The sequence below is a fragment of the Pseudomonas sp. FP2196 genome (assembly GCF_030687715.1).
Taxonomy (GTDB): domain Bacteria; phylum Pseudomonadota; class Gammaproteobacteria; order Pseudomonadales; family Pseudomonadaceae; genus Aquipseudomonas.
Window position 1 is genome coordinate 5766017 of the sequence record NZ_CP117445.1, and the last position, 18803, is coordinate 5784819.

An 18803-nucleotide genomic window follows, 5' to 3' on the forward strand; every position below is an offset into this window, starting at 1 on the left:
CATCAACGCGGCACCGTCGCGGAGCCCTTCACGACGCACTGCCCAGCACATCAAGCAGATGCCGCATCGCCAACGGGCGGTGCGGTGTCGAACCATGCATCACCACCAACTCCCGCGTATAACGCTGCCCGCCGCCCACCGGCATGACGCACAAGCCGTCCAGTGCCATCCCTGCCCATTGCGGCACCAGCGATACCCCCATCCCCTGTGCGACTAGCATGACGATGGTCTCCAGCGCATCCAGTTCGCACAACACATTCGGCTCGATCGCCTGTTCATCGAGGTAGCGTTGGGCAATCTGCCCTCCCCATGAGCGCGCGTCATAACGAATGAATGGATGTTCTCGCAGCAGCGCTTCAAGTGACTGCCCGGCATACTTGGCCGGGGCAACCAGAATCAGCGGCTCGACCTTGAGCACAGTCAGCGCCAAGGCTTTCGGCGGCTGGAACGGTGGCCTGACCAGAATCGCTGCGTCCAGCTCCCCGGCGAGCACTTTCTCGTAAAGACTTTTTGAATCGCCGGGGGTGATCTTCAGCTTCAAATCCGGTGCCGAAAGCGCCAGTCGCTCGATCAAGCCCGGCAACACGCCGGTCAGCGCCGTGGAAATCGCGCCGATTGTCACTTCACCGATCAGTCCATCGTGGTGCAGGTCGCCGTGTAACTCCTGCGCCAGTTCGATGATCGCCCTGATCTTCGGCAGGATCAGCAAGCATTGGTCCGAGGGCCGGGCGGCGTGCGCGGTACGCAGCAATAACGTGCAACCCAGCGCACGCTCGAGCGCCTGGACACGCTGACTGATTGCCGCCGCCGTGCGATTTTCTCGCCGCGCGGCCGCCGCAATTGAACCGGCTTCAACCACCGCGACCAGACTGTTCAAGAACCTGACATCCATAAGTTTTCCTTTTGCTCAGAACAAGGCGAAGCCGTTATGCCCCGCCGCACGGTCTGTTTACCCTGAGCGCTCCTTCACTTGGGGACATCGCATGAACAGACCTTTTCACGCTGCATACCATGTTTGCGACCTGGAACAGGCGCGGACTTTTTATCGAGATGTGTTGGGCTGCACCGAAGGCCGCAGTACCGAGACCTGGGTCGACTTCGATTTTTTCGGCAACCAGATCTCGCTGCACTTGGGCACGCCCTTTGCCACCACCCGCACCGGCCAAGTCGGCGAGCACAAAGTGCTGATGCCGCACATCGGCGTCGTGCTGCCACTGGAGGAGTGGCTGGCGCTGGCCGAGCGCCTGAGCCGCCTCGGCACCGTCTTTGAAATTCCACCGGTGATCCGCTTCGCCGGCGAACCCGGCGAGCAGCGCACGATGTTCTTTCTCGACCCCAGCGGCAACCCGATTGAGGTCAAGGGTTTCAAGGATTTCACCGGTCTTTTCGCACACTGAGCTTCCCCCAACAAACACAAGAAAAAAGGGGCAAAACATGACTACCAGGAAACCTACCAGCCTTGTCACCCGCATCATGATCGGGCTGGCGGCCGGAATAATCGTCGGCATCCTTCTCAACCCGTTTCCCGAACACAAGATCTGGTTCATCGACAACCTGCTGCAACCGGCAGGCGATCTGTTCATCAGACTGATGAAGATGATCGTCGTACCGCTGGTCTTTGCGTGCATGGTGGTCGGCATTGCCGGGGCAGGCAGCACCAAGGCTCTGGGGCGAGTCGGGATCAAGACGCTGGTGTATTTCTTCACGATCACCAGCATCGCCATTGTCTTCGGCCTGATCGTCGGCAATGTATTCCAGCCTGGTGCTGGAGCCGACTTCAGCAGCACGCTGCAATCGCCGGTGTCCGGCCTGGTCAGCACGGGCGAAACGCAGAACTTGGGCCGCACCCTGGTCAACATCGTTCCGGACAACATCGTGCTGGCCATGTCCCAGGGCAAACTGCTGTCAGTGCTGTTTTTCGCCATCCTGTTCGGCTGCGCCCTGTCGATGCTGCCAGAGCAGCAGAAAGCACCGTTGATCGCTGTGATGCAGGCAGTCTCGGACACCATGTTCAAGGTCACGCATCTGGTCATGCACTATTCGCCGATCGGAATCTTCGGCCTGATCGGGGTGACCGTGGCCAGTTTCGGCCTCAGCGCCTTGCTGCCGCTGGCCAAGTTGATTGGCATCACTTACGTGGCGGTGTTGCTGTTCGCGTTTTGCGTGCTGGGAGTGGTGGCGCGAATGGCCGGCGTCAGGTTTTTCCACCTTGTGCGAGAGATCCGCAGTGAGCTGCTACTGGCTTACAGCAGCGCCGCCTCGGCCACGGTGATGCCGCAACTGATCGAGAAAATGGAGCGATATGGGGCGCCACGTCCAATCACCAGCATGGTCATTCCACTGGGTTACTCGTTCAACCTCGACGGCGCGTCACTGTTCGCCGGGCTGGGCACGCTGTTCATCGCCCAAGCCTACGGCATCGACCTGGGTCTGGCCGATCAGGCAATGCTGGTGCTGATCATGGTGTTGACGTCCAAAGGTGCGGCGGGGGTTCCGGGCTTCATGTTCATCATTCTGACCGCCACCCTGACCGCCGCCGGATTGCCAGTGGAAGGAGTGGCCATCATCGCCGGTGTCTACCGACTGATGGACATGCCGGTGACCGCGCTCAATGTGTTGGGCAACGCCTTGGCGCCGCTGGTCATCGCTCGCTGGGAAGGACAGCTCAAGGCCCCTGAAAGCGAACCGGCCACAGAGTCGGTCAGCCCGCCGTTCAAGGCCTGAAACTATTGCGTCTTGCGTTCGGAATCATCGTCGCGGGGTTCGCCAGTGTCTGGTTTATCAGCCTTTGGCGCCCCGCTCTCGCTGCGGATCTGTGCATGACTGATCAGGGCAAAAATGAAACTGCCGCCGATGATGTTCCCCGCCAATGTCGGCCCGGCGAACACCATCCAGAAGTCACTCCACGGCAATTCGCCGGCGAACACCAGGTATGACACCTCTGCCGAACCCACCACGATGTGGGTGAAATCGCCGAGCGCCATGAGGTAGGTGATAAGGATGATGATCCACATCTTCGCGCTCTCCATGGATGGGATCATCCAGACCATGGTGGCGATCATCCAGCCGGAAATGATGCCCTTGGCGAACATCTGGCTGGCGTGGTTCTCCATGACCTTGCGACCGATTTCGAGAAAGGCGTGATCCGTCTTGGTATCGAAGATCGGCAATTCCAGCATCACGTACGCCACCAGAATCGTGCCGCACAGATTGCCAAACAGCACCACCGTCCAAAGGCGGATAAGCCGACCGAAATTGAGCAGGGTCGGTTTGGTCATCACTGGCAGCACGGCAGTCAGGGTGTTTTCGGTGAACAGTTGCTGGCGGGCGAGAATCACCGCGAGAAAGCCTGCGCAGTAGCCGAAACTGGCAATCACCTTGAATTCGTCGCCGTCGGGCAACCGCGAAGTGAGCAGCCCCATACCCATCAGCGACAGGCCCATGGTCAGACCGGCGGCGAGTGCCGACCACCACAGTGCGGCGATGCTGCGCTCCAGTTCCTGATCGCCTTGGGAGCGGATGATTTCATGCAGAACCGCCGCGCGGGGCGGCTGGTTTTTCTCGACTTCATGTTGCTCTTTGGCCGAGAGGTCGGGGGTCTTGCCGTCTGTAGGGGTGGTCATGGCGTGGGAACCGGTGGGAGTGGTGTTTACCTACGACCCTTGACGCTGGAAATACGTTCTGTAGGAGCTGCCGAAGGCTGCGATCTTTTGATTGTTTTTTAAAAGCAAGATCAAGAGATCGCAGCCTGCGTCAGCTCCTACAGGACTCGTATTACTCGCTGACCAACTCATCTTCCTTGAACTGATCTTTGACGTACCTGATCTCGGTGCGCCCGTGCGGGGCCGGCAGGCCGTCTTCGCCGAGGTTCACAAAAACCATTTTCTCGACGGTAAGGATGCTCTTGCGGGTGATCTTGTTGCGCACCTCACAGGTCAGGGTGATCGAGGTGCGGCCGAACTCGGTGGCGGTGATGCCCAGTTCGATGATGTCGCCCTGGCGCGAGGCGCTGACGAAGTTGATTTCGGAGATGTACTTGGTCACCACGCGCTGATTACCCAACTGGACGATGGCGTAGATCGCTGCTTCCTCGTCGATCCAGCGCAGCAGACTGCCGCCGAACAGGGTGCCGTTGGGGTTCAGGTCTTCGGGTTTTACCCATTTGCGGGTGTGGAAATTCATGTTCACTCCTGAGCGTTTGCCGAAAGATGGGCGGTATCTTGGCAGACCGAGCGGTCATGCTCCATGAGCCTTCTACTATGGTCGTGATTGGTGATCTTCATTTGGCCGACAGAAAGCCTTTGGAAGATCAGTCTAGACGGCTATAATCGCCACCGTTTCAAAACGGTAACTTCCACTTGCTACCGTTTTCCCGCCACCTGTCCGAGGGGCGCTGCAGCAGGTTCAACCTGTCAGGCTCGGATGGGGCGTTGACTGGCCTAGGCCGGACACTAAACGCACAACGGCGCCCATTCGCATACATTACGAATGGAGGCTCTTCATGAGCGCTGTTACCACGCCTGCAGATTTTACCGATTACAAAGTTGCCGACATGTCCCTGGCTGCCTGGGGCCGTCGCGAAACCATCATCGCAGAATCGGAAATGCCGGCCCTGATGGGTCTGCGTCGCAAGTACGCCGGCGAACAGCCGTTGAAAGGCGCGAAGATTCTCGGCTGCATCCACATGACCATTCAGACTGCCGTGCTGATCGAAACCCTGGTTGCCCTGGGTGCCGAAGTACGCTGGTCGTCCTGCAACATTTTCTCGACTCAGGATCAGGCTGCTGCCGCTATCGCTGCTGCCGGCATCCCGGTTTTCGCCTGGAAAGGCGAGACTGAAGAAGAGTACGAGTGGTGCCTGGAGCAAACCATCCTCAAAGATGGCCAGCCATGGGACACCAACATGATCCTCGACGACGGCGGCGACCTGACCGAGCTGCTGCACAAGAAATACCCACAGGTGCTGGATCGCGTTCACGGCGTGACCGAAGAAACCACCACCGGCGTACACCGTCTGCTGGACATGCTGGCCAAGGGCGAGCTGAAAATCCCGGCCATCAACGTCAACGATTCGGTGACCAAGTCCAAGAACGACAACAAGTACGGCTGCCGTCACAGCCTGAACGATGCGATCAAGCGCGGTACCGACCACCTGCTGTCCGGCAAGCAAGCGCTGGTCATCGGTTACGGCGACGTGGGCAAGGGTTCGGCTCAGTCCCTGCGTCAGGAAGGCATGATCGTCAAGGTTTCCGAAGTTGACCCGATCTGCGCCATGCAAGCGTGCATGGACGGTTTCGAACTGGTTTCGCCGTTCATCGACGGTATCAACGACGGTTCCGAAGCAAGCATCGACAAAGCGCTGCTGGGCAAGATCGACCTGATCGTGACCACCACCGGTAACGTCAACGTTTGCGACTCCAACATGCTCAAAGCCCTGAAGAAGCGCGCTGTTGTCTGCAACATCGGCCACTTCGACAACGAAATCGACACCGCTTTCATGCGCAAGAACTGGGCATGGGAAGAAGTGAAGCCACAGGTACACAAGATCCACCGTACCGGCCCGGGCGCTTTCGACGCGCAAAACGACGACTACCTGATCCTGCTGGCCGAAGGCCGTCTGGTGAACCTGGGCAACGCCACGGGTCACCCGAGCCGCATCATGGACGGTTCGTTCGCCAACCAGGTGCTGGCGCAGATCTTCCTGTTCGGCCAGAAGTACGCCGACCTGTCGCCAGCCCAGAAAGCCGAGCGTCTGACCGTTGAAGTACTGCCGAAGAAACTCGACGAAGAAGTGGCCCTGGAAATGGTTCGCGGCTTCGGCGGCGTGGTCACTCAACTGACCAAGCAACAGGCTGACTACATCGGTGTGACCGTCGAAGGCCCGTTCAAGCCGCACGCTTACCGCTACTGATTGGCTGAGCGTCAACGCGGTGCGCCTGGCGTACCGCGTTGCCTGACTGGCGCTGCTGACCGCTCTGTGCAGGAGCTGCCGCAGGCTGCGATCTTTTGATCTTCAAAGATCGCAGCCTGCGGCAGCTCCTACAAGGGCGCAGCGTCCGGCTTACGTGTTTCCAAGGGTATGACCATGTCCCAAGACCGTCGCTACAGCTTCGAGTTCTTCCCGACCAAGACCGATGCTGGGCATGAAAAGCTGCTCAACGTTGCCCGTCAGTTGGCAACGTACAATCCCGATTTCTTCTCCTGCACCTATGGCGCTGGTGGTTCGACCCGTGATCGCACCCTCAACACCGTTTTGCAACTGGAAAGCGAAGTCAAAGTCCCGGCCGCACCGCACCTGTCGTGCGTCGGCGACAGCAAGGACGACCTGCGCGGCCTGCTGAACGAGTACAAGGCTGCCGGCATCAAGCGCATCGTCGCGCTGCGTGGCGACCTGCCTTCCGGCATGGGCATGACCAGCGGTGAGCTGCGTCACGCCAATGAACTGGTTGAATTCATTCGTGAAGAAACCGGCGATCATTTCCACATCGAAGTTGCCGCTTACCCGGAGATGCATCCGCAGGCGCGCAACTACGAGGACGATCTCGCCAACTTCGTGCGCAAGGCCCGTGCCGGCGCCGACAGCGCGATCACCCAGTACTTCTTCAACGCCGACAGCTACTTCTACTTCGTCGACCGTTTGCAGGCGCTGGGCGTGGATATTCCGGTGGTGCCGGGGATCATGCCGATCACCAACTACAGCAAACTCGCGCGCTTCTCCGATGCCTGCGGTGCGGAAATTCCGCGCTGGATCCGCAAGCAACTCGAAGCCTACGGCGATGACACGCAAAGCATTCAGCGCTTTGGCGAGCAAGTCGTCAGCGAAATGTGCGAACGCCTGCTGCAGGGCGGCGCACCAGGGCTGCACTTCTATTCCATGAACCAGGCCGAACCTAGCCTGGCGATCTGGAATAACCTGAAGTTGCCGCGCTAAACGCTACAAGCAAGATCAAAAGATCGCAGCCTTCGACAACTCCTACAGGGGTTGTTGTTGCTGCGATTTTTTGCGTTTGAATCCCCGAATTAGAGCTTGTGCAGGCACTTTCTGGCTCTTTGCGGTTTCTCGTCGTAATCTCAAGCCATGCCTTTGATCACGCAGTTATTCGCCGTGCTTGTTTTTGCTTGCCTGAGCTTTGCCGCTCGGGGCGAGAAGTTGCGTATTGTCACCGAGCCGTGGGCGCCTTATGTCTATGAAGAGAACGGCAAGAACCTCGGGCTGGACTACGAAACCACGGCCATCGTGTTCAAGCGCCTGGGCATTGAGGTCGAATGGCAATTCCTGCCGTGGAAGCGTTGTCTGTCGATGCTTGAAACCGGTCAGGCGGATGGCGCACTGGACATTTTCCACAGCGACGAGCGCGACGCCACCCTGCTCTATCCCAGCGAACCGCTGTCGGACGTCGAGTTCGTGATGTTCTACGCCAACGACCGGCCGCACCCGTTCAGCACACTTGAAGAGCTCAAAGGCCTGACCATCGGCACCTCGCCCGGTTATCTGTACAGCCCCGACTTCAGCGAATCGACGCTGTTCACCCGCGAACCGGCGCCGACCCACGAAGCCAATTTCGGAAAACTGCTGCGCGGGCGCATCGATTTGCTGATTACTGATCGCCGCGTCGGCCAGCATTTGCTCGATCAGTTGAATATCCGCGATCAGATCAGCGAAAACTCCACTGTCATTAGCCGTCAGAGCCAATTTCTAGCGGTTCGGCGCAATGCTGGTATGGATTTACTGGTGCAGCGTTTTGGCGCCGAGCTCAAGCGATTCAAGCGTGAACCGGCCTATGCCGAACTGAGCGCGCGTTATGGCGCAGCGCCAACCGGAGCCATGCCACTGGGGAATATCTCGGCGAGCAGCAAAACCGTTGAGCAGCAGGAAAGCAGCGCGCAGTGATTGCTCTGTTATACTCCGGCGTTCCCGCCAGGCTCACGCCCGGACGCCCGGAACCGTAACAGGCCTCTCGACCCGCTACAGCGCAGCTTTCAGCCCGCGCGAGCACTCCAGACGTGCCTTCGGAACCGCAGCAGGACCGGACGGGATTGCGTCCTCTTAAACGCTATTCGCGCCAGGCAAGACTCCCATTGGGCCAAGCCCTAACTAAAACAGGATTACTCATGTCCTTTGCTTCCCTCGGTCTCTCCGAGGCTTTAGTCCGCGCCATCGAAGATGCGGGCTATACCGAGCCTACTCCGGTGCAACAGCGGGCCATTCCCGCCGTGTTGCAAGGTCGCGACCTGATGGTCGCGGCTCAGACAGGTACTGGTAAAACCGGCGGCTTCGCCCTTCCGATTCTGGAGCGGTTGTTCCCCAATGGTCACCCGGACAAATCCCAGCGTCACGGCCCGCGCCAACCACGCGTACTGGTCCTGACCCCGACCCGCGAACTCGCGGCCCAGGTTCACGAGAGCTTCAAGATCTACGCCCGTGACCTGAAATTCGTAAGTGCCTGCATCTTCGGTGGCGTCGGCATGAACCCGCAGGTTCAGGCCATGTCCCGTGGCGTCGACGTTCTCGTCGCCTGCCCGGGTCGCTTGCTCGACCTCTGCGGCCAGGGCAGCGTCGATCTGTCCCACGTCGAAATTCTTGTGCTCGACGAAGCCGACCGCATGCTCGACATGGGCTTCGTCCACGACGTGAAGAAAGTCCTCGCACGTCTGCCCGCCAAGCGTCAGAACCTGCTGTTCTCGGCAACGTTCTCCAAAGACATCACCGACCTCGCCGGCAAACTGCTGCACAACCCGGAACGCATCGAAGTGACGCCGCCGAACACCACGGTCGAGCGCATCGAGCAACGCGTATTCCGTCTGCCGGCCAGCCACAAGCGTGCATTGCTGGCGCACCTGATCACCGCGGGCGCCTGGGAACAGGTGCTGGTGTTCACCCGCACCAAGCACGGCGCCAACCGTCTGGCCGAGTACCTGGACAAACATGGCCTGCCGGCTGTGGCGATCCACGGCAACAAAAGCCAGAACGCCCGCACCAAAGCCCTGGCCGACTTCAAGGCTGGCGAAGTGCGCATTCTGGTCGCGACAGACATCGCCGCTCGCGGCCTGGACATCGACCAGTTGCCACACGTGGTCAACTTCGAGCTGCCGAACGTCGATGAAGATTACGTACACCGTATCGGCCGTACCGGCCGCGCCGGTCGTTCGGGCGAGGCGATCTCGCTGGTTGCCCCGGACGAAGAAAAACTGCTGAAAAGCATCGAGCGCATGACCAAGCAGAAGATCGCCGACGGCGACCTGATGGGCTTCGACTCCAGCACCATTGAAGCCGAGAAGCCGGAAGCCCGTGAGCGTCCGGACATGCGCAACCCGCGCAATCCTCGCGGCCCACGCGGCGACGGCCCGAATGGCGGCGGCGGTGGCGGCGGTCGTAAAGACAAAGGCAAGGACAAGGGCAAGGAAAAACCGGCCGGCGAACGCGGCGAGCGTCCTGCCCGTCAGCAGAAGCCGCGCGAAGGCACCCCGGCCCGTGAACAGCGTCAGCCATCGCAGCCGCCACGTGCTGCGGCTGATCGCGCTCCGGACGAGTTCCTCGACGACGATATCGATAACTTCGGTAACCGCGTTGATTACGTTCCTCAAGCCAAACCGGCTCATGGCCGTGGTCGCCGTCCGGGTGCTCCGGCACAAGGCACGACAGCGGGTGCAGGTGCTCCGCGCAGCGGCAGCGGTAAGCCTCAGGGTCGTCAAAGCGGCCCACGCAGCAGCGATGGCGCCACCACTGGCACTCCGCCGGCCAAGCGCAACGGCCCACGCAGCGGTGCTCCACGTGACGGCCAGGCCCGTCGCGAGGAGTCCCGCAACCGTCGCCCGGCTCGCACCGACGACCAGCCGCGTTCGGAACCCGCCGTGCAAAATCCGCGCGGCCCGGCACCGAAGATCATTCACAAGGAGTCAAAAACCGATCGTTTCCCGACTCCTGAGCAACTCGATCAACTGCCAGGCCGTCCGCGCGGTGAGAAACCCGCGTTGCTGACCCGCAATCGCTGAGTTATCGCTGCAATAAAAATGCCCCGGTTCGTAAGAACCGGGGCATTTTTTATGGAAACACCCTGCAGGAGCTGCCGCAGGGATGTACGTATTGGCAGGCAATAAAAAACGCCCCCGGCCTTTCGACCGGGGGCGTTTTTGTGTGGCGGGGGAAAGTTATTTAACTTTCACACCTTCCAGCGAGATGTCCAGATCCGCGGTTTGCGAGGAAGGACCTGGGCCCTTGATCCCGAAATCGTTCAGGTTGAGGGTGGTCTTGGCGTTGAAGCCAGCACGCTCGCCGCCCCATGGATCCTTGCCTTCGCCGTTGAACGTGGCCTTGAAGGTCACAGGCTTGGTCACGCCGTGCAGGGTCAGGTCACCGGTCACGTCAGCGGTCTTGTCACCGGTCGATTTGACGGCGGTGGAGACGAACTTGGCGTCAGCGAATTTGCCCACGTCCAGGAAGTCTTTGCTGGCGATGTGCTTGTCACGCTCAGCGTGGTTCGACCACAGGCTGGCGGTTTTCACGTCAACGGAAATCTTGCTGGCTTCAGGCTTGGCCGAATCCCACGAGAAAGTACCGTCGAAGTCTTTGAACGTACCGTGGATGAAGCTGTAACCCAGGTGGCTGATTTTCCAGTCAACGAAGGCGTGTTGGCCTTCCTTGTCGATTTTGTAGTCCGCAGCCATGGCCTGACCAGCCGAGAGCAGTGCAGAACCGATTGCCAGAGCGGCCAGAGTCTTTTTCAACATGCTTTCTTTTCCTTTGAGTCGAGGTTGAACTTCAGGCTTTGCGACCGAGCATTCGAGTGAGGGTCGCATCACGATCGATAAAGTGGTGCTTCAATGCTGCCAACGCATGGAGACCGGAAAAAATTACCAGCGCCCACGCCAGCCAGAGATGAATCACCCCAGCGGTATCTGCCTGATCCGGTAGCCCGGAAACCAGTGCAGGAACTTCAAACAGGCCAAACACCGGGATCCCGACACCGTCTGCGGTGGAAATCAGGTAACCGGCAAGCATCACAGCGAACAGCCCGACGTACAGAAACCCGTGGCCGAACTTGGCGCCGATACGGGTCATGCGACTGTAACTTTGCAGCGTTGGCGGCGGCGGGCTGATAAAGCGCCACAACACCCGCAACACCATCACACCGAGCAGCACCAGACCGATGCTCTTGTGCAGATCCGGCGCGTCTTTGCGCCAAGTGCTGTAGTAATCCAGCCCGACCATCCACAGGCCGAGAGCAAACAGTCCGAAGACCGCCAGCGCCACGCCCCAGTGCATGAAGATGCTGACCCAACCATAGCGCGAAGAAGAGTTACGTAGCTGCATTGCCCAAATCCTGTGAGAACTGCGAACCAAGACTAGCGAGTTATCTATCGAATTAAAGCGGAAAATTTCGCTTTGAAATATCGAGAAATACGATGAAGAGTTTGAAAGTGACGTGTTAAGGAAAGATTAAAGGCGATTTTGACGTGGCGTGGTTCAAAAAGGCTGGCAGATCCTCCCCCGCTTTTCTCCGGCGTGATCCGAGGCATGGGCCTCGCCAGTCGGTTCTCAATACACCACCACGAAGGACAAAATTTTAACTGTATATATATGTATTGCAGATTGCGAATTTGAACCTGATCAAATGAAACCTCAGTCATTCATTTAACAGGTGAAAACATGGCACTACGATACACTCCCTTTCAAGCAAGTGGATCGCCGGTATTACCTCCTAATCAAACGATGACAGCGTGGCAATACCTGTAATCCGAAAATGGACGATTCCGTCTGCTATTGCAGATTGATGGAAATCTAGTAATTAAAGATGGAGAGGCTGTCGCCTGGATTGCAGATAGCAATCAGGCTTACAGTAAAACACTCCATCAAAAGAGAATGCGCGAGCCTCTGCAATTCGTCATCAGTAATAACGGTTTCCTATACGATCCTTCGCGAAAGCGTTTATGGATCGCGGAAGGCAACCACAGCACAGATAAATCACTTTGGTACAACGCTCACCTCATCCTTCAGGATGATGGAAATCTAGTGATCTATGACGGACGAACGGGGAAACTGTGTTGGGCCCGCTGGGGGTTTGTCCCTGGTAGATTTCCTAAGCCAAAGCCGCTCAAGGTCTTGTTTCAGGGTATTCCAATTTTCATATGGGATCTCCCATGACCTTCAAACCTTGAGTGCTTAAACTAATACTCCGAGAGTATGCGGCTAATTGACCGAGCACTCCGGCTTAAACGGATCCATATTGCATTTGTGTGCTAATTCAGGGTCATTCCTAGGTATCATCGGAATTTTTAATGGGTCTCTGTGCTCACCTAATACACACCCAGCAAGTGCAACTAACAGAATCAGCAATATCGTTATTTTCATAGATGCTCCAAGTTTTTTTGGAGCCTATGGCGTGCGCCAAGCTGCGATCAATCAATCCTTTCCGAATAATTTGTGGGATGTTTCCGATACCTGTGAAGGATCGCCGGCATTGGGCAAAAAACGTGATTTCCACTCATCTGATAGCGAATGAACGCGAAAAAAAAACGCGGCCCATTTGGCCGCGTTTTTTGTTGAAGCGAAGGCTTACTGCGCCTTGGCCTCTGTCGTTGCAGCAGGCTTGGCCGCTGGTTTCTTCGCCGGTTCAGCCTTTTTTGCCGCCGGTTTTGCCGGAGCTTTTTTCGCTTCGGTCTTGGCTGCCGGCTTCTTCGCCGCAGGCTTGGCCGCTGCTTTCTTGGCTGGCTCGGCTTTTACCGGGGCCGCTGGTTTCGGTGCTTCCACCGGAGCTGGTGCAGCTGCAGGGGTTGGCGCAGGCGCTGGAGTTACTGGCGCTGGAGCCGGTTCCGCGGCCTTGGCTGGCGCTGGTTTCTTGTCGTCATCCGAACCGCCGAACAGGTTGCTGAAGAAGTTGCCCTTCTTCGCCGCCACGGCACCCGCCGCGCCTGCCGCTGCAGCGGCCGGAACCACTTTGGCCGGTTCGAACGATTTGCCTGCCGCCAGATCTTCAACCTGGCTGGCCGCACGCTGACCAGTGCGCAGAGCGCCTTCCAGCGTGCCCGGGTACAAGGTGTCGGTGTGTTCGCCAGCGAACGCTACGCGTTGCAGCGGACGTTCCCAGATACGCCAGAACTTGCTGATCTGGCCCGGGCCGTAGGCCAGGTAAGCGCCGCCCATCGACGGGTCGGTGCTGTAGCGGCGGATTTCATAACCGGTGAACGAGCCACGGGCCTGTGGATAAAACGCGTGCAGACGGATCAGCACCTGATCGACCATCTGCTTGTCGCCGAACGCCTGCATCACACGGGAGTTGTCGCCGGACAGGTTGATCACCACGTTGGCACCGCCCTTCAGCGCCGGTTCGATCCACAACATGCCCAGACCTGCGTTGCTGTAGATTTCGCCGGACATGCGCGCCTTGCTTTCCCAAACCGGCGTCTTGAACTTCAACATGATCTGGTCGCGCCAGCCGTAGTTGGTGCCCTTGATCGCCGCCATATGCTGAGCATCCAGCGCCGGGGTCAGCTGAATCTTGCTCAGCGCGCGCAGTGGCACGGCCAATACCACGTAATCAGCCTGATAACCGACACTGCCGACCTTGACGGTCACGCCGTCCTTGTCCTGGCTGATAGCGGAAACCGGTGAGTTGGTCTTGATGGTCTTGATCTGTTTGACGAAGGCCTGCGCCAGCACCTGGCTGCCGCCGACCAGACGCGAGGCGCGCAGGTCACGGTCGGAGACGCCGCGATACACACGATTCTGCTGAGCGAAATACAGCAGCGACAGACGCGAGGGTTCGTCGTAGTGGGTGCGGATGTCCTGGTTGATCAGCTGACGTGCGGTGGCCGGCAGGTTCTGCTTGTCGAGCCAGTTCGACACGTTGATCTGGTCCAGCGCGTGCAGGGTGCTGGTCGCCGCCGGGTTTTGCGGATCGTCAATCGAACGCGCCAGATCATCGAGGGTTTTCTGGTAGCGCTTCATGGCATCGGCAGTGGCCGGTTGCTTGGTCGCCAAATCAGCGGCGGAGAAATACTCGCCGTCGATCAGATAACCCGGGGTACGCACGAATTCAGGTGCCGGCGTGGTGCCCAGTTTGAACGTCGAGACGTACTTGTTCAGCACTGGCTGCGTCTTGTCGTTGCCGATCCACTCGCTGGTGGCCATGCCCGAGCGACCGCCCATGCTCGGCTTGGCTTCCAGCAGGGTCACCTGCCAGCCTTTGTTTTGCAGCTCGTAAGCAGCGGTCAGACCTGACAGGCCGCCGCCGATCACGATTGCGGTTTTATCCTTGGCCAGCGTGTTAACGCTGAACAGCCCCAAAATCACCAGCGCACAGGCGCGCAGCCAACCGACAGACATTCAGCGAACTCCGGAAAAACACGTAGGAAAAAGCAGTTTTGCGGGTCAGACGACCCAAAGAACCGCGAAGAATACGTTAGCCATCAAAACGCCGCCAGCGACGTCTATCGGCTCATACAAAGTAGCTCAATCGACACAATGGGTTGTCCCCGCGCGATGCATTGCATAGGCTTGCGCGATTGTTTGCCCGCGCCCGTCGCGAGCCGCCTCGAGGAGACTGAAAATGGGCCTGAATAACCAGTGGATGCAACGCGATCTCGCGGTGTTGTGGCATCCCTGCACCCAGATGAAAGACCACGAACAGCTGCCGCTGATCCCGATCAAGCGCGGCGAAGGCGTCTGGCTCGAAGACTTCGAAGGCAAGCGCTACCTCGATGCCGTCAGCTCCTGGTGGGTCAACGTATTCGGCCACGCCAACCCGCGAATCAACCAGCGCATCAAGGATCAGGTCGATCAGCTCGAACACGTGATTCTGGCCGGTTTCAGCCATCAGCCGGTGATCGAGCTGTCCGAACGTCTGGTGAAGATGACGCCGGAAGGCCTGAATCGAGTGTTCTACGCCGATAACGGTTCGTCCTGCATCGAAGTCGCATTGAAAATGAGCTTTCACTACTGGCTCAATCGCGGCCAGCCAAACAAGAAGCGCTTCGTCACCCTGACCAACAGCTACCACGGCGAAACCATGGCGGCGATGGCGGTCGGCGACGTGCCGCTGTTCACCGAAACCTACAAAGCCCTGCTGATGGACACCATCAAGGTGCCAAGCCCGGATTGTTACCTGCGCCCCGAAGGCATGAGCTGGGAAGAACACTCGCGCAACCTGTTCGCGGCGATGGAGCAGACCCTGGCCGAGAATCACGACAGCGTTGCCGCCGTGATCGTCGAGCCGCTGATCCAGGGCGCGGGTGGCATGCGCATGTATCACCCGGTGTACCTCAAGCTGCTGCGCGAAGCCTGCGACCGTTATGGCGTGCACCTGATCCACGACGAAATCGCCGTCGGCTTCGGCCGCACCGGCACCATGTTCGCCTGTGAACAGGCCGGTATCCGCCCGGACTTCCTCTGCCTGTCCAAGGCCCTGACCGGCGGCTACCTGCCGCTGGCGGCGTGCCTGACCACCGACGAGGTCTACAGCGCGTTCTACGATGACTATCCCACCCTGCGCGCCTTCCTGCATTCGCACAGTTACACCGGCAACCCGCTGGCCTGTGCGGCGGCGTTGGCGACGCTGGATATCTTCGAGCAGGACAACGTGATCGAGAACAACAAGGCGCTCGCTCAGCGCATGGCGTCGGCCACCGCGCATCTGGTCGATCACCCGAACGTGTCGGAAGTGCGCCAGACCGGCATGGTCCTGGCCATCGAGATGGTCAAGGATAAAGCCAGCAAAGAGGCCTACCCTTGGCAGGAACGTCGCGGCTTGAAGGTGTTCCAGCATGCGCTGGAGCGAGGTGCGTTACTGCGTCCGCTGGGCAGCGTGGTGTATTTCCTGCCGCCCTACGTGATTACCCCGGAGCAGATCGACTTCCTCGCCGACGTCGCCAGCGAAGGCATCGACATCGCTACGCGTGACAGCGTCAGCGTGGCCGTGCCGAAGGATTTCCATCCGGGGTTTCGTGATCCGGGCTGATCTATTTCACTTAAACTTCAGCGTTGACCGGACTATCGTCATCGCTGGCAAGCCCGCTTCCACAGGTTCTGCGCAAGTCCTTGTGGGAGTTGGCTTGCCAGCGATGGGGCCGCCAGACTTTTACACTTTTTACAGAGACCCCGCATGAGACTGTCCCGCTTCTTTATCGACGCCCCGCTGAGCACCGGCGAACACGAACTGCCGGAAGCCCAGGCGCATTACATCAGCCGCGTGCTGCGCATGGCCGAGGGCGATGCGGTGCAGATGTTCGACGGCTCCGGCCATGAGTTTCGCGGATCGCTGGTGGAAGTCGGCAAGAAACGCGTCATCGTGCAGATCGACGAGCAACTTGCCGGGCAGATCGAGTCGCCGCTGCAAATCCACCTCGGCCAAGGCCTGTCCCGTGGCGAGCGGATGGACTGGGCGATTCAGAAAGCCACCGAACTGGGTGTCACTGAAATCACCCCGATCTTCAGCGAGCGCTGCGAAGTGCGCCTGAAGGACGAACGCGCCGACAAACGCCTGCTGCACTGGCGCCAAGTAGCGATCAGCGCGTGCGAACAGTGCGGTCGTTCGCGGGTGCCGGTGATTCATCCGCCGGTGCTGTTAGCCGACTGGATCAAGCAGACTGAAGCGGATCTGAAGCTGGTGCTGCATCCGGTGGCCGAGCCGCTGGTGAGTCATGCCAAACCTTCGACGCTGGCGTTTCTGATCGGGCCTGAGGGTGGTTTGACCGACGCCGAAGTCGAGCAGGCCAAAGGCAACGGTTTCCACGCCGCCCGCCTCGGCCCGCGCGTACTGCGTACCGAGACCGCGCCGGTGGTTGCACTGGCGGTGGCCCAACAACTTTGGGGGGATTTCTAACCCCCCAAAAGATCGCAGCCTTCGGCAGCTCCTACAGTTGAAATGCATTCCAATGTAGGAGCTGCCGAAGGCTGCGATCTTTTGATTTTGCTTCACAGGACGTAGAACATAATCGCCACAAAGTGCAGCAAACTCCCCGCAATCACGAACAAATGCCAGATACCGTGGGCATGGCGCAACCGGTGATCCAGGGCAAAAAAGATAATCCCCACGGTGTACAAAACCCCGCCCGTCGCCAGCCACGCGAAACCGGTGGTGCCCAGTGCCGCCAATAACGGCTTGACCGCTACCAGCACAATCCAGCCCATCACGGCGTAAATCACGATCGACAGAATCCGCGCCTCGGAACGCGGCTTGATCTCCTGCAGGATGCCGATCAACGCCAGCCCCCAGACAATCCCGAACAACGTCCAGCCCCACGCCCCGTGCAGGGTCACCAGACAAAACGGCGTGTAACTGCCGGCAATCAGCAGGTAGATCGAAAAGTGATCGACCTTCTTCATGATCGCTTTCTTGCGCCCGCGCACGCTGTGGTACACGGTCGAAGCGCTGTAGAGCACCAGCAAGGTAAAGGCGTAAATCGCCACACTGACAATCTTCCACGGACTGCCGTCCAGGCTGGCAATCACCAGCATCCACACCCCGCCGATAAAAGCCGCCACCGCCCCGACCAGATGCGTCCAGGCGTTCAATCGTTCTCCGTGATACATGTATCGCTCACCTCAAAATTCGTCACCGCAGCGCGCAAGGCTCGGGCCTTGAGCGTAAAAGCGCAATGTTTCTGTTCAACGCCAACATCAAAAGATCGCAGCCTTCGGCAGCGCCTACAGGTGCCCGCATTCGAATGTAGAAGCTGCCGAAGGCTGCGATCCTTTGATCTTCAGGGCACAATCGACGCATTCTAAAAAGAGTCCGCGCCATGCTGATCGACGAAGAGTTGACCCTGAAAAAACTCGAGGTGTTCCTCGCTTTCATGCGCACCGGCAATCTGGCCCGCGCCGCTGCGGAGTTGCAGACCAGCAACGTCAGCGTGCATCGCGCCATTCACTCGCTGGAAAGCGCCCTGCGCTGCCCGCTGTTCAAACACGAGGGCCGCAACCTGACACCGCTGGAAAGTGCTTACGTGCTCGAAGAACGCGCGCAGAGACTGATTCAGGACGTAGTCGAAAGCGTGCGCCTGACCCGCGAAGCCGCCGGGTTCTCCGCTGAACGCTTCAAACTCGGTTCGCTGTATTCGCTGACCGTGAAGACCGTGCCGCAACTGATCATGGGCCTGAAGATCCGCCGCAGCGAACTCAACATCGACCTGATTCTCGGCTCGAACATCGACCTGCTCTACAAGCTGAAGAACATGGAAGTCGACGCGATTCTGGTGTCGCTGGATGACAGTATCAACGACCCGGACTGCGAGCAGATTGCGCTGTTCTCCGACGACATCTTCCTCGCCACGCCAGCGGATTCACGGTTTGCCCAGCGCAGTGAAGTGGATCTGGCAGAAGTTCGCGACGAAACCTTCATCACCCTGACCCAAGGCTTCGCCACCCATCAGGACGGTAACCGGGTGTTCAAGCAGGCAGGGTTCGAACCAAAGGTGGCGATGCAGGTGAACGACATCTTCACGCTGTTGAGCATGGTCAGTTCCGGGGTGGGTTATGCGTTGCTGCCGGGCAGGATTGCGGCGGTGTATGAGAACCGGGTGAAGCTGATTCCGTTGCAGGAGAAGTATCGGTTGCAGCAGCACATTGGCGTGGTGTTTCTAAAGGCCAAGGAGCGCGACCCGAATTTGCTGGCGTTGTTGGCGGAGTGTCGGATGTATGCCAATCGGCAGTCGGCGGTGTGACTAGACGCAGATCAAAAGCCTACCCCCTCACCCCAGCCCTCTCCCCCAGGGGAGGCGAGGGGGAAAGGGGGCAGATCGGGGGCTTTTCAAACCTGAGTTCGACTCAGGAATTGCAGGTCGATGTACCTCCAACATCCACCACGGTC

The 18803-nt window shown here is 58.9% G+C and carries 16 protein-coding genes and 1 riboswitch; of the genes, 9 read left to right on the forward strand and 7 right to left on the reverse strand.

Annotated features, from left to right (window positions below; genetic code table 11):
• Positions 1-28: 28 nt before the first annotated feature.
• Positions 29-892, reverse strand: coding sequence for a LysR family transcriptional regulator (locus PSH79_RS25895; RefSeq protein WP_305440269.1), 864 nt, complete (start codon positions 890-892; stop codon positions 29-31).
• A gap of 91 nt (positions 893-983) precedes the next feature.
• Here PSH79_RS25895 and PSH79_RS25900 point away from each other — a divergent pair, with 91 nt between their 5' ends.
• Together PSH79_RS25900 and PSH79_RS25905 are read left to right on the forward strand one after the other, a co-directional pair.
• Positions 984-1397 carry a VOC family protein gene (locus tag PSH79_RS25900; RefSeq protein WP_305440270.1) on the forward strand — a complete coding sequence of 138 codons (414 nt, stop codon included), beginning with the start codon at positions 984-986 and terminating at the stop codon, positions 1395-1397.
• 37 nt (positions 1398-1434) lie between these two features.
• Positions 1435-2724 carry a cation:dicarboxylate symporter family transporter gene (locus PSH79_RS25905; RefSeq protein WP_305440271.1) on the forward strand — a complete coding sequence of 430 codons (1290 nt, stop codon included), beginning with the start codon at positions 1435-1437 and terminating at the stop codon, positions 2722-2724.
• Between the two features lie 2 nt (positions 2725-2726).
• Here PSH79_RS25905 and PSH79_RS25910 read toward each other — a convergent pair whose 3' ends face one another.
• On the reverse strand, positions 2727-3623 hold the full coding sequence (locus PSH79_RS25910) for a formate/nitrite transporter family protein (protein ID WP_305440272.1): 897 nt from the start codon (positions 3621-3623) through the stop codon (positions 2727-2729).
• Between the two features lie 151 nt (positions 3624-3774).
• Entirely contained in the window at positions 3775-4182 is a 408-nt protein-coding gene (locus PSH79_RS25915) for an acyl-CoA thioesterase (protein ID WP_305440274.1), read from the reverse strand.
• Positions 4183-4379: 197 nt separating this feature from the next.
• Positions 4380-4478: riboswitch (S-adenosyl-L-homocysteine riboswitch) on the forward strand.
• A gap of 23 nt (positions 4479-4501) precedes the next feature.
• On the opposite strand from PSH79_RS25915, the gene ahcY reads away from it, so the two are divergent.
• The 4 genes from ahcY (at position 4502) to PSH79_RS25935 (ending at position 9993) form a co-directional block, all read left to right on the forward strand.
• Entirely contained in the window at positions 4502-5911 is a 1410-nt protein-coding gene (ahcY, locus tag PSH79_RS25920; protein ID WP_305440275.1) for an adenosylhomocysteinase, read from the forward strand.
• A gap of 174 nt (positions 5912-6085) precedes the next feature.
• Entirely contained in the window at positions 6086-6931 is an 846-nt protein-coding gene (gene metF, locus PSH79_RS25925) for a methylenetetrahydrofolate reductase [NAD(P)H] (protein WP_305440276.1), read from the forward strand.
• 147 nt (positions 6932-7078) lie between these two features.
• The gene (locus tag PSH79_RS25930) at positions 7079-7891 is read left to right on the forward strand and encodes an ABC transporter substrate-binding protein (protein ID WP_305440278.1); all 813 of its coding nucleotides are present in this window, start codon (positions 7079-7081) and stop codon (positions 7889-7891) included.
• A gap of 221 nt (positions 7892-8112) precedes the next feature.
• Positions 8113-9993 (forward strand): DEAD/DEAH box helicase, encoded by a 1881-nt coding sequence (locus tag PSH79_RS25935; protein WP_305440279.1) that lies wholly within the window; start codon positions 8113-8115, stop codon positions 9991-9993.
• Positions 9994-10149: 156 nt separating this feature from the next.
• Here the strand turns inward: PSH79_RS25935 and PSH79_RS25940 are convergent, their stop codons facing one another.
• From PSH79_RS25940 to PSH79_RS25950, 3 genes are all read right to left on the reverse strand, one after another.
• Positions 10150-10728 carry a YceI family protein gene (locus PSH79_RS25940; protein ID WP_095187022.1) on the reverse strand — a complete coding sequence of 193 codons (579 nt, stop codon included), beginning with the start codon at positions 10726-10728 and terminating at the stop codon, positions 10150-10152.
• A 31-nt stretch (positions 10729-10759) separates the two neighbouring features.
• Positions 10760-11311, reverse strand: a complete 552-nt coding sequence (locus PSH79_RS25945; RefSeq protein WP_305440280.1) for a cytochrome b — start codon at positions 11309-11311, stop codon at positions 10760-10762.
• Positions 11312-12553: 1242 nt separating this feature from the next.
• A complete protein-coding gene (locus tag PSH79_RS25950; protein ID WP_305440281.1) occupies positions 12554-14323 on the reverse strand; it encodes a flavin monoamine oxidase family protein in 1770 nt (589 codons plus the stop codon).
• A gap of 223 nt (positions 14324-14546) precedes the next feature.
• Here PSH79_RS25950 and PSH79_RS25955 point away from each other — a divergent pair, with 223 nt between their 5' ends.
• Together PSH79_RS25955 and PSH79_RS25960 are read left to right on the forward strand one after the other, a co-directional pair.
• Positions 14547-15953, forward strand: a complete 1407-nt coding sequence (locus PSH79_RS25955; protein WP_305440282.1) for an adenosylmethionine--8-amino-7-oxononanoate transaminase — start codon at positions 14547-14549, stop codon at positions 15951-15953.
• A gap of 144 nt (positions 15954-16097) precedes the next feature.
• The gene (locus PSH79_RS25960) at positions 16098-16817 is read left to right on the forward strand and encodes a 16S rRNA (uracil(1498)-N(3))-methyltransferase (RefSeq protein WP_305440283.1); all 720 of its coding nucleotides are present in this window, start codon (positions 16098-16100) and stop codon (positions 16815-16817) included.
• A gap of 92 nt (positions 16818-16909) precedes the next feature.
• Here PSH79_RS25960 and PSH79_RS25965 read toward each other — a convergent pair whose 3' ends face one another.
• The gene (locus tag PSH79_RS25965; protein WP_305440284.1) at positions 16910-17527 is read right to left on the reverse strand and encodes a hemolysin III family protein; all 618 of its coding nucleotides are present in this window, start codon (positions 17525-17527) and stop codon (positions 16910-16912) included.
• A 209-nt stretch (positions 17528-17736) separates the two neighbouring features.
• Here PSH79_RS25965 and PSH79_RS25970 point away from each other — a divergent pair, with 209 nt between their 5' ends.
• On the forward strand, positions 17737-18657 hold the full coding sequence (locus PSH79_RS25970) for a LysR substrate-binding domain-containing protein (protein ID WP_305440285.1): 921 nt from the start codon (positions 17737-17739) through the stop codon (positions 18655-18657).
• Positions 18658-18803: the final 146 nt, after the last annotated feature.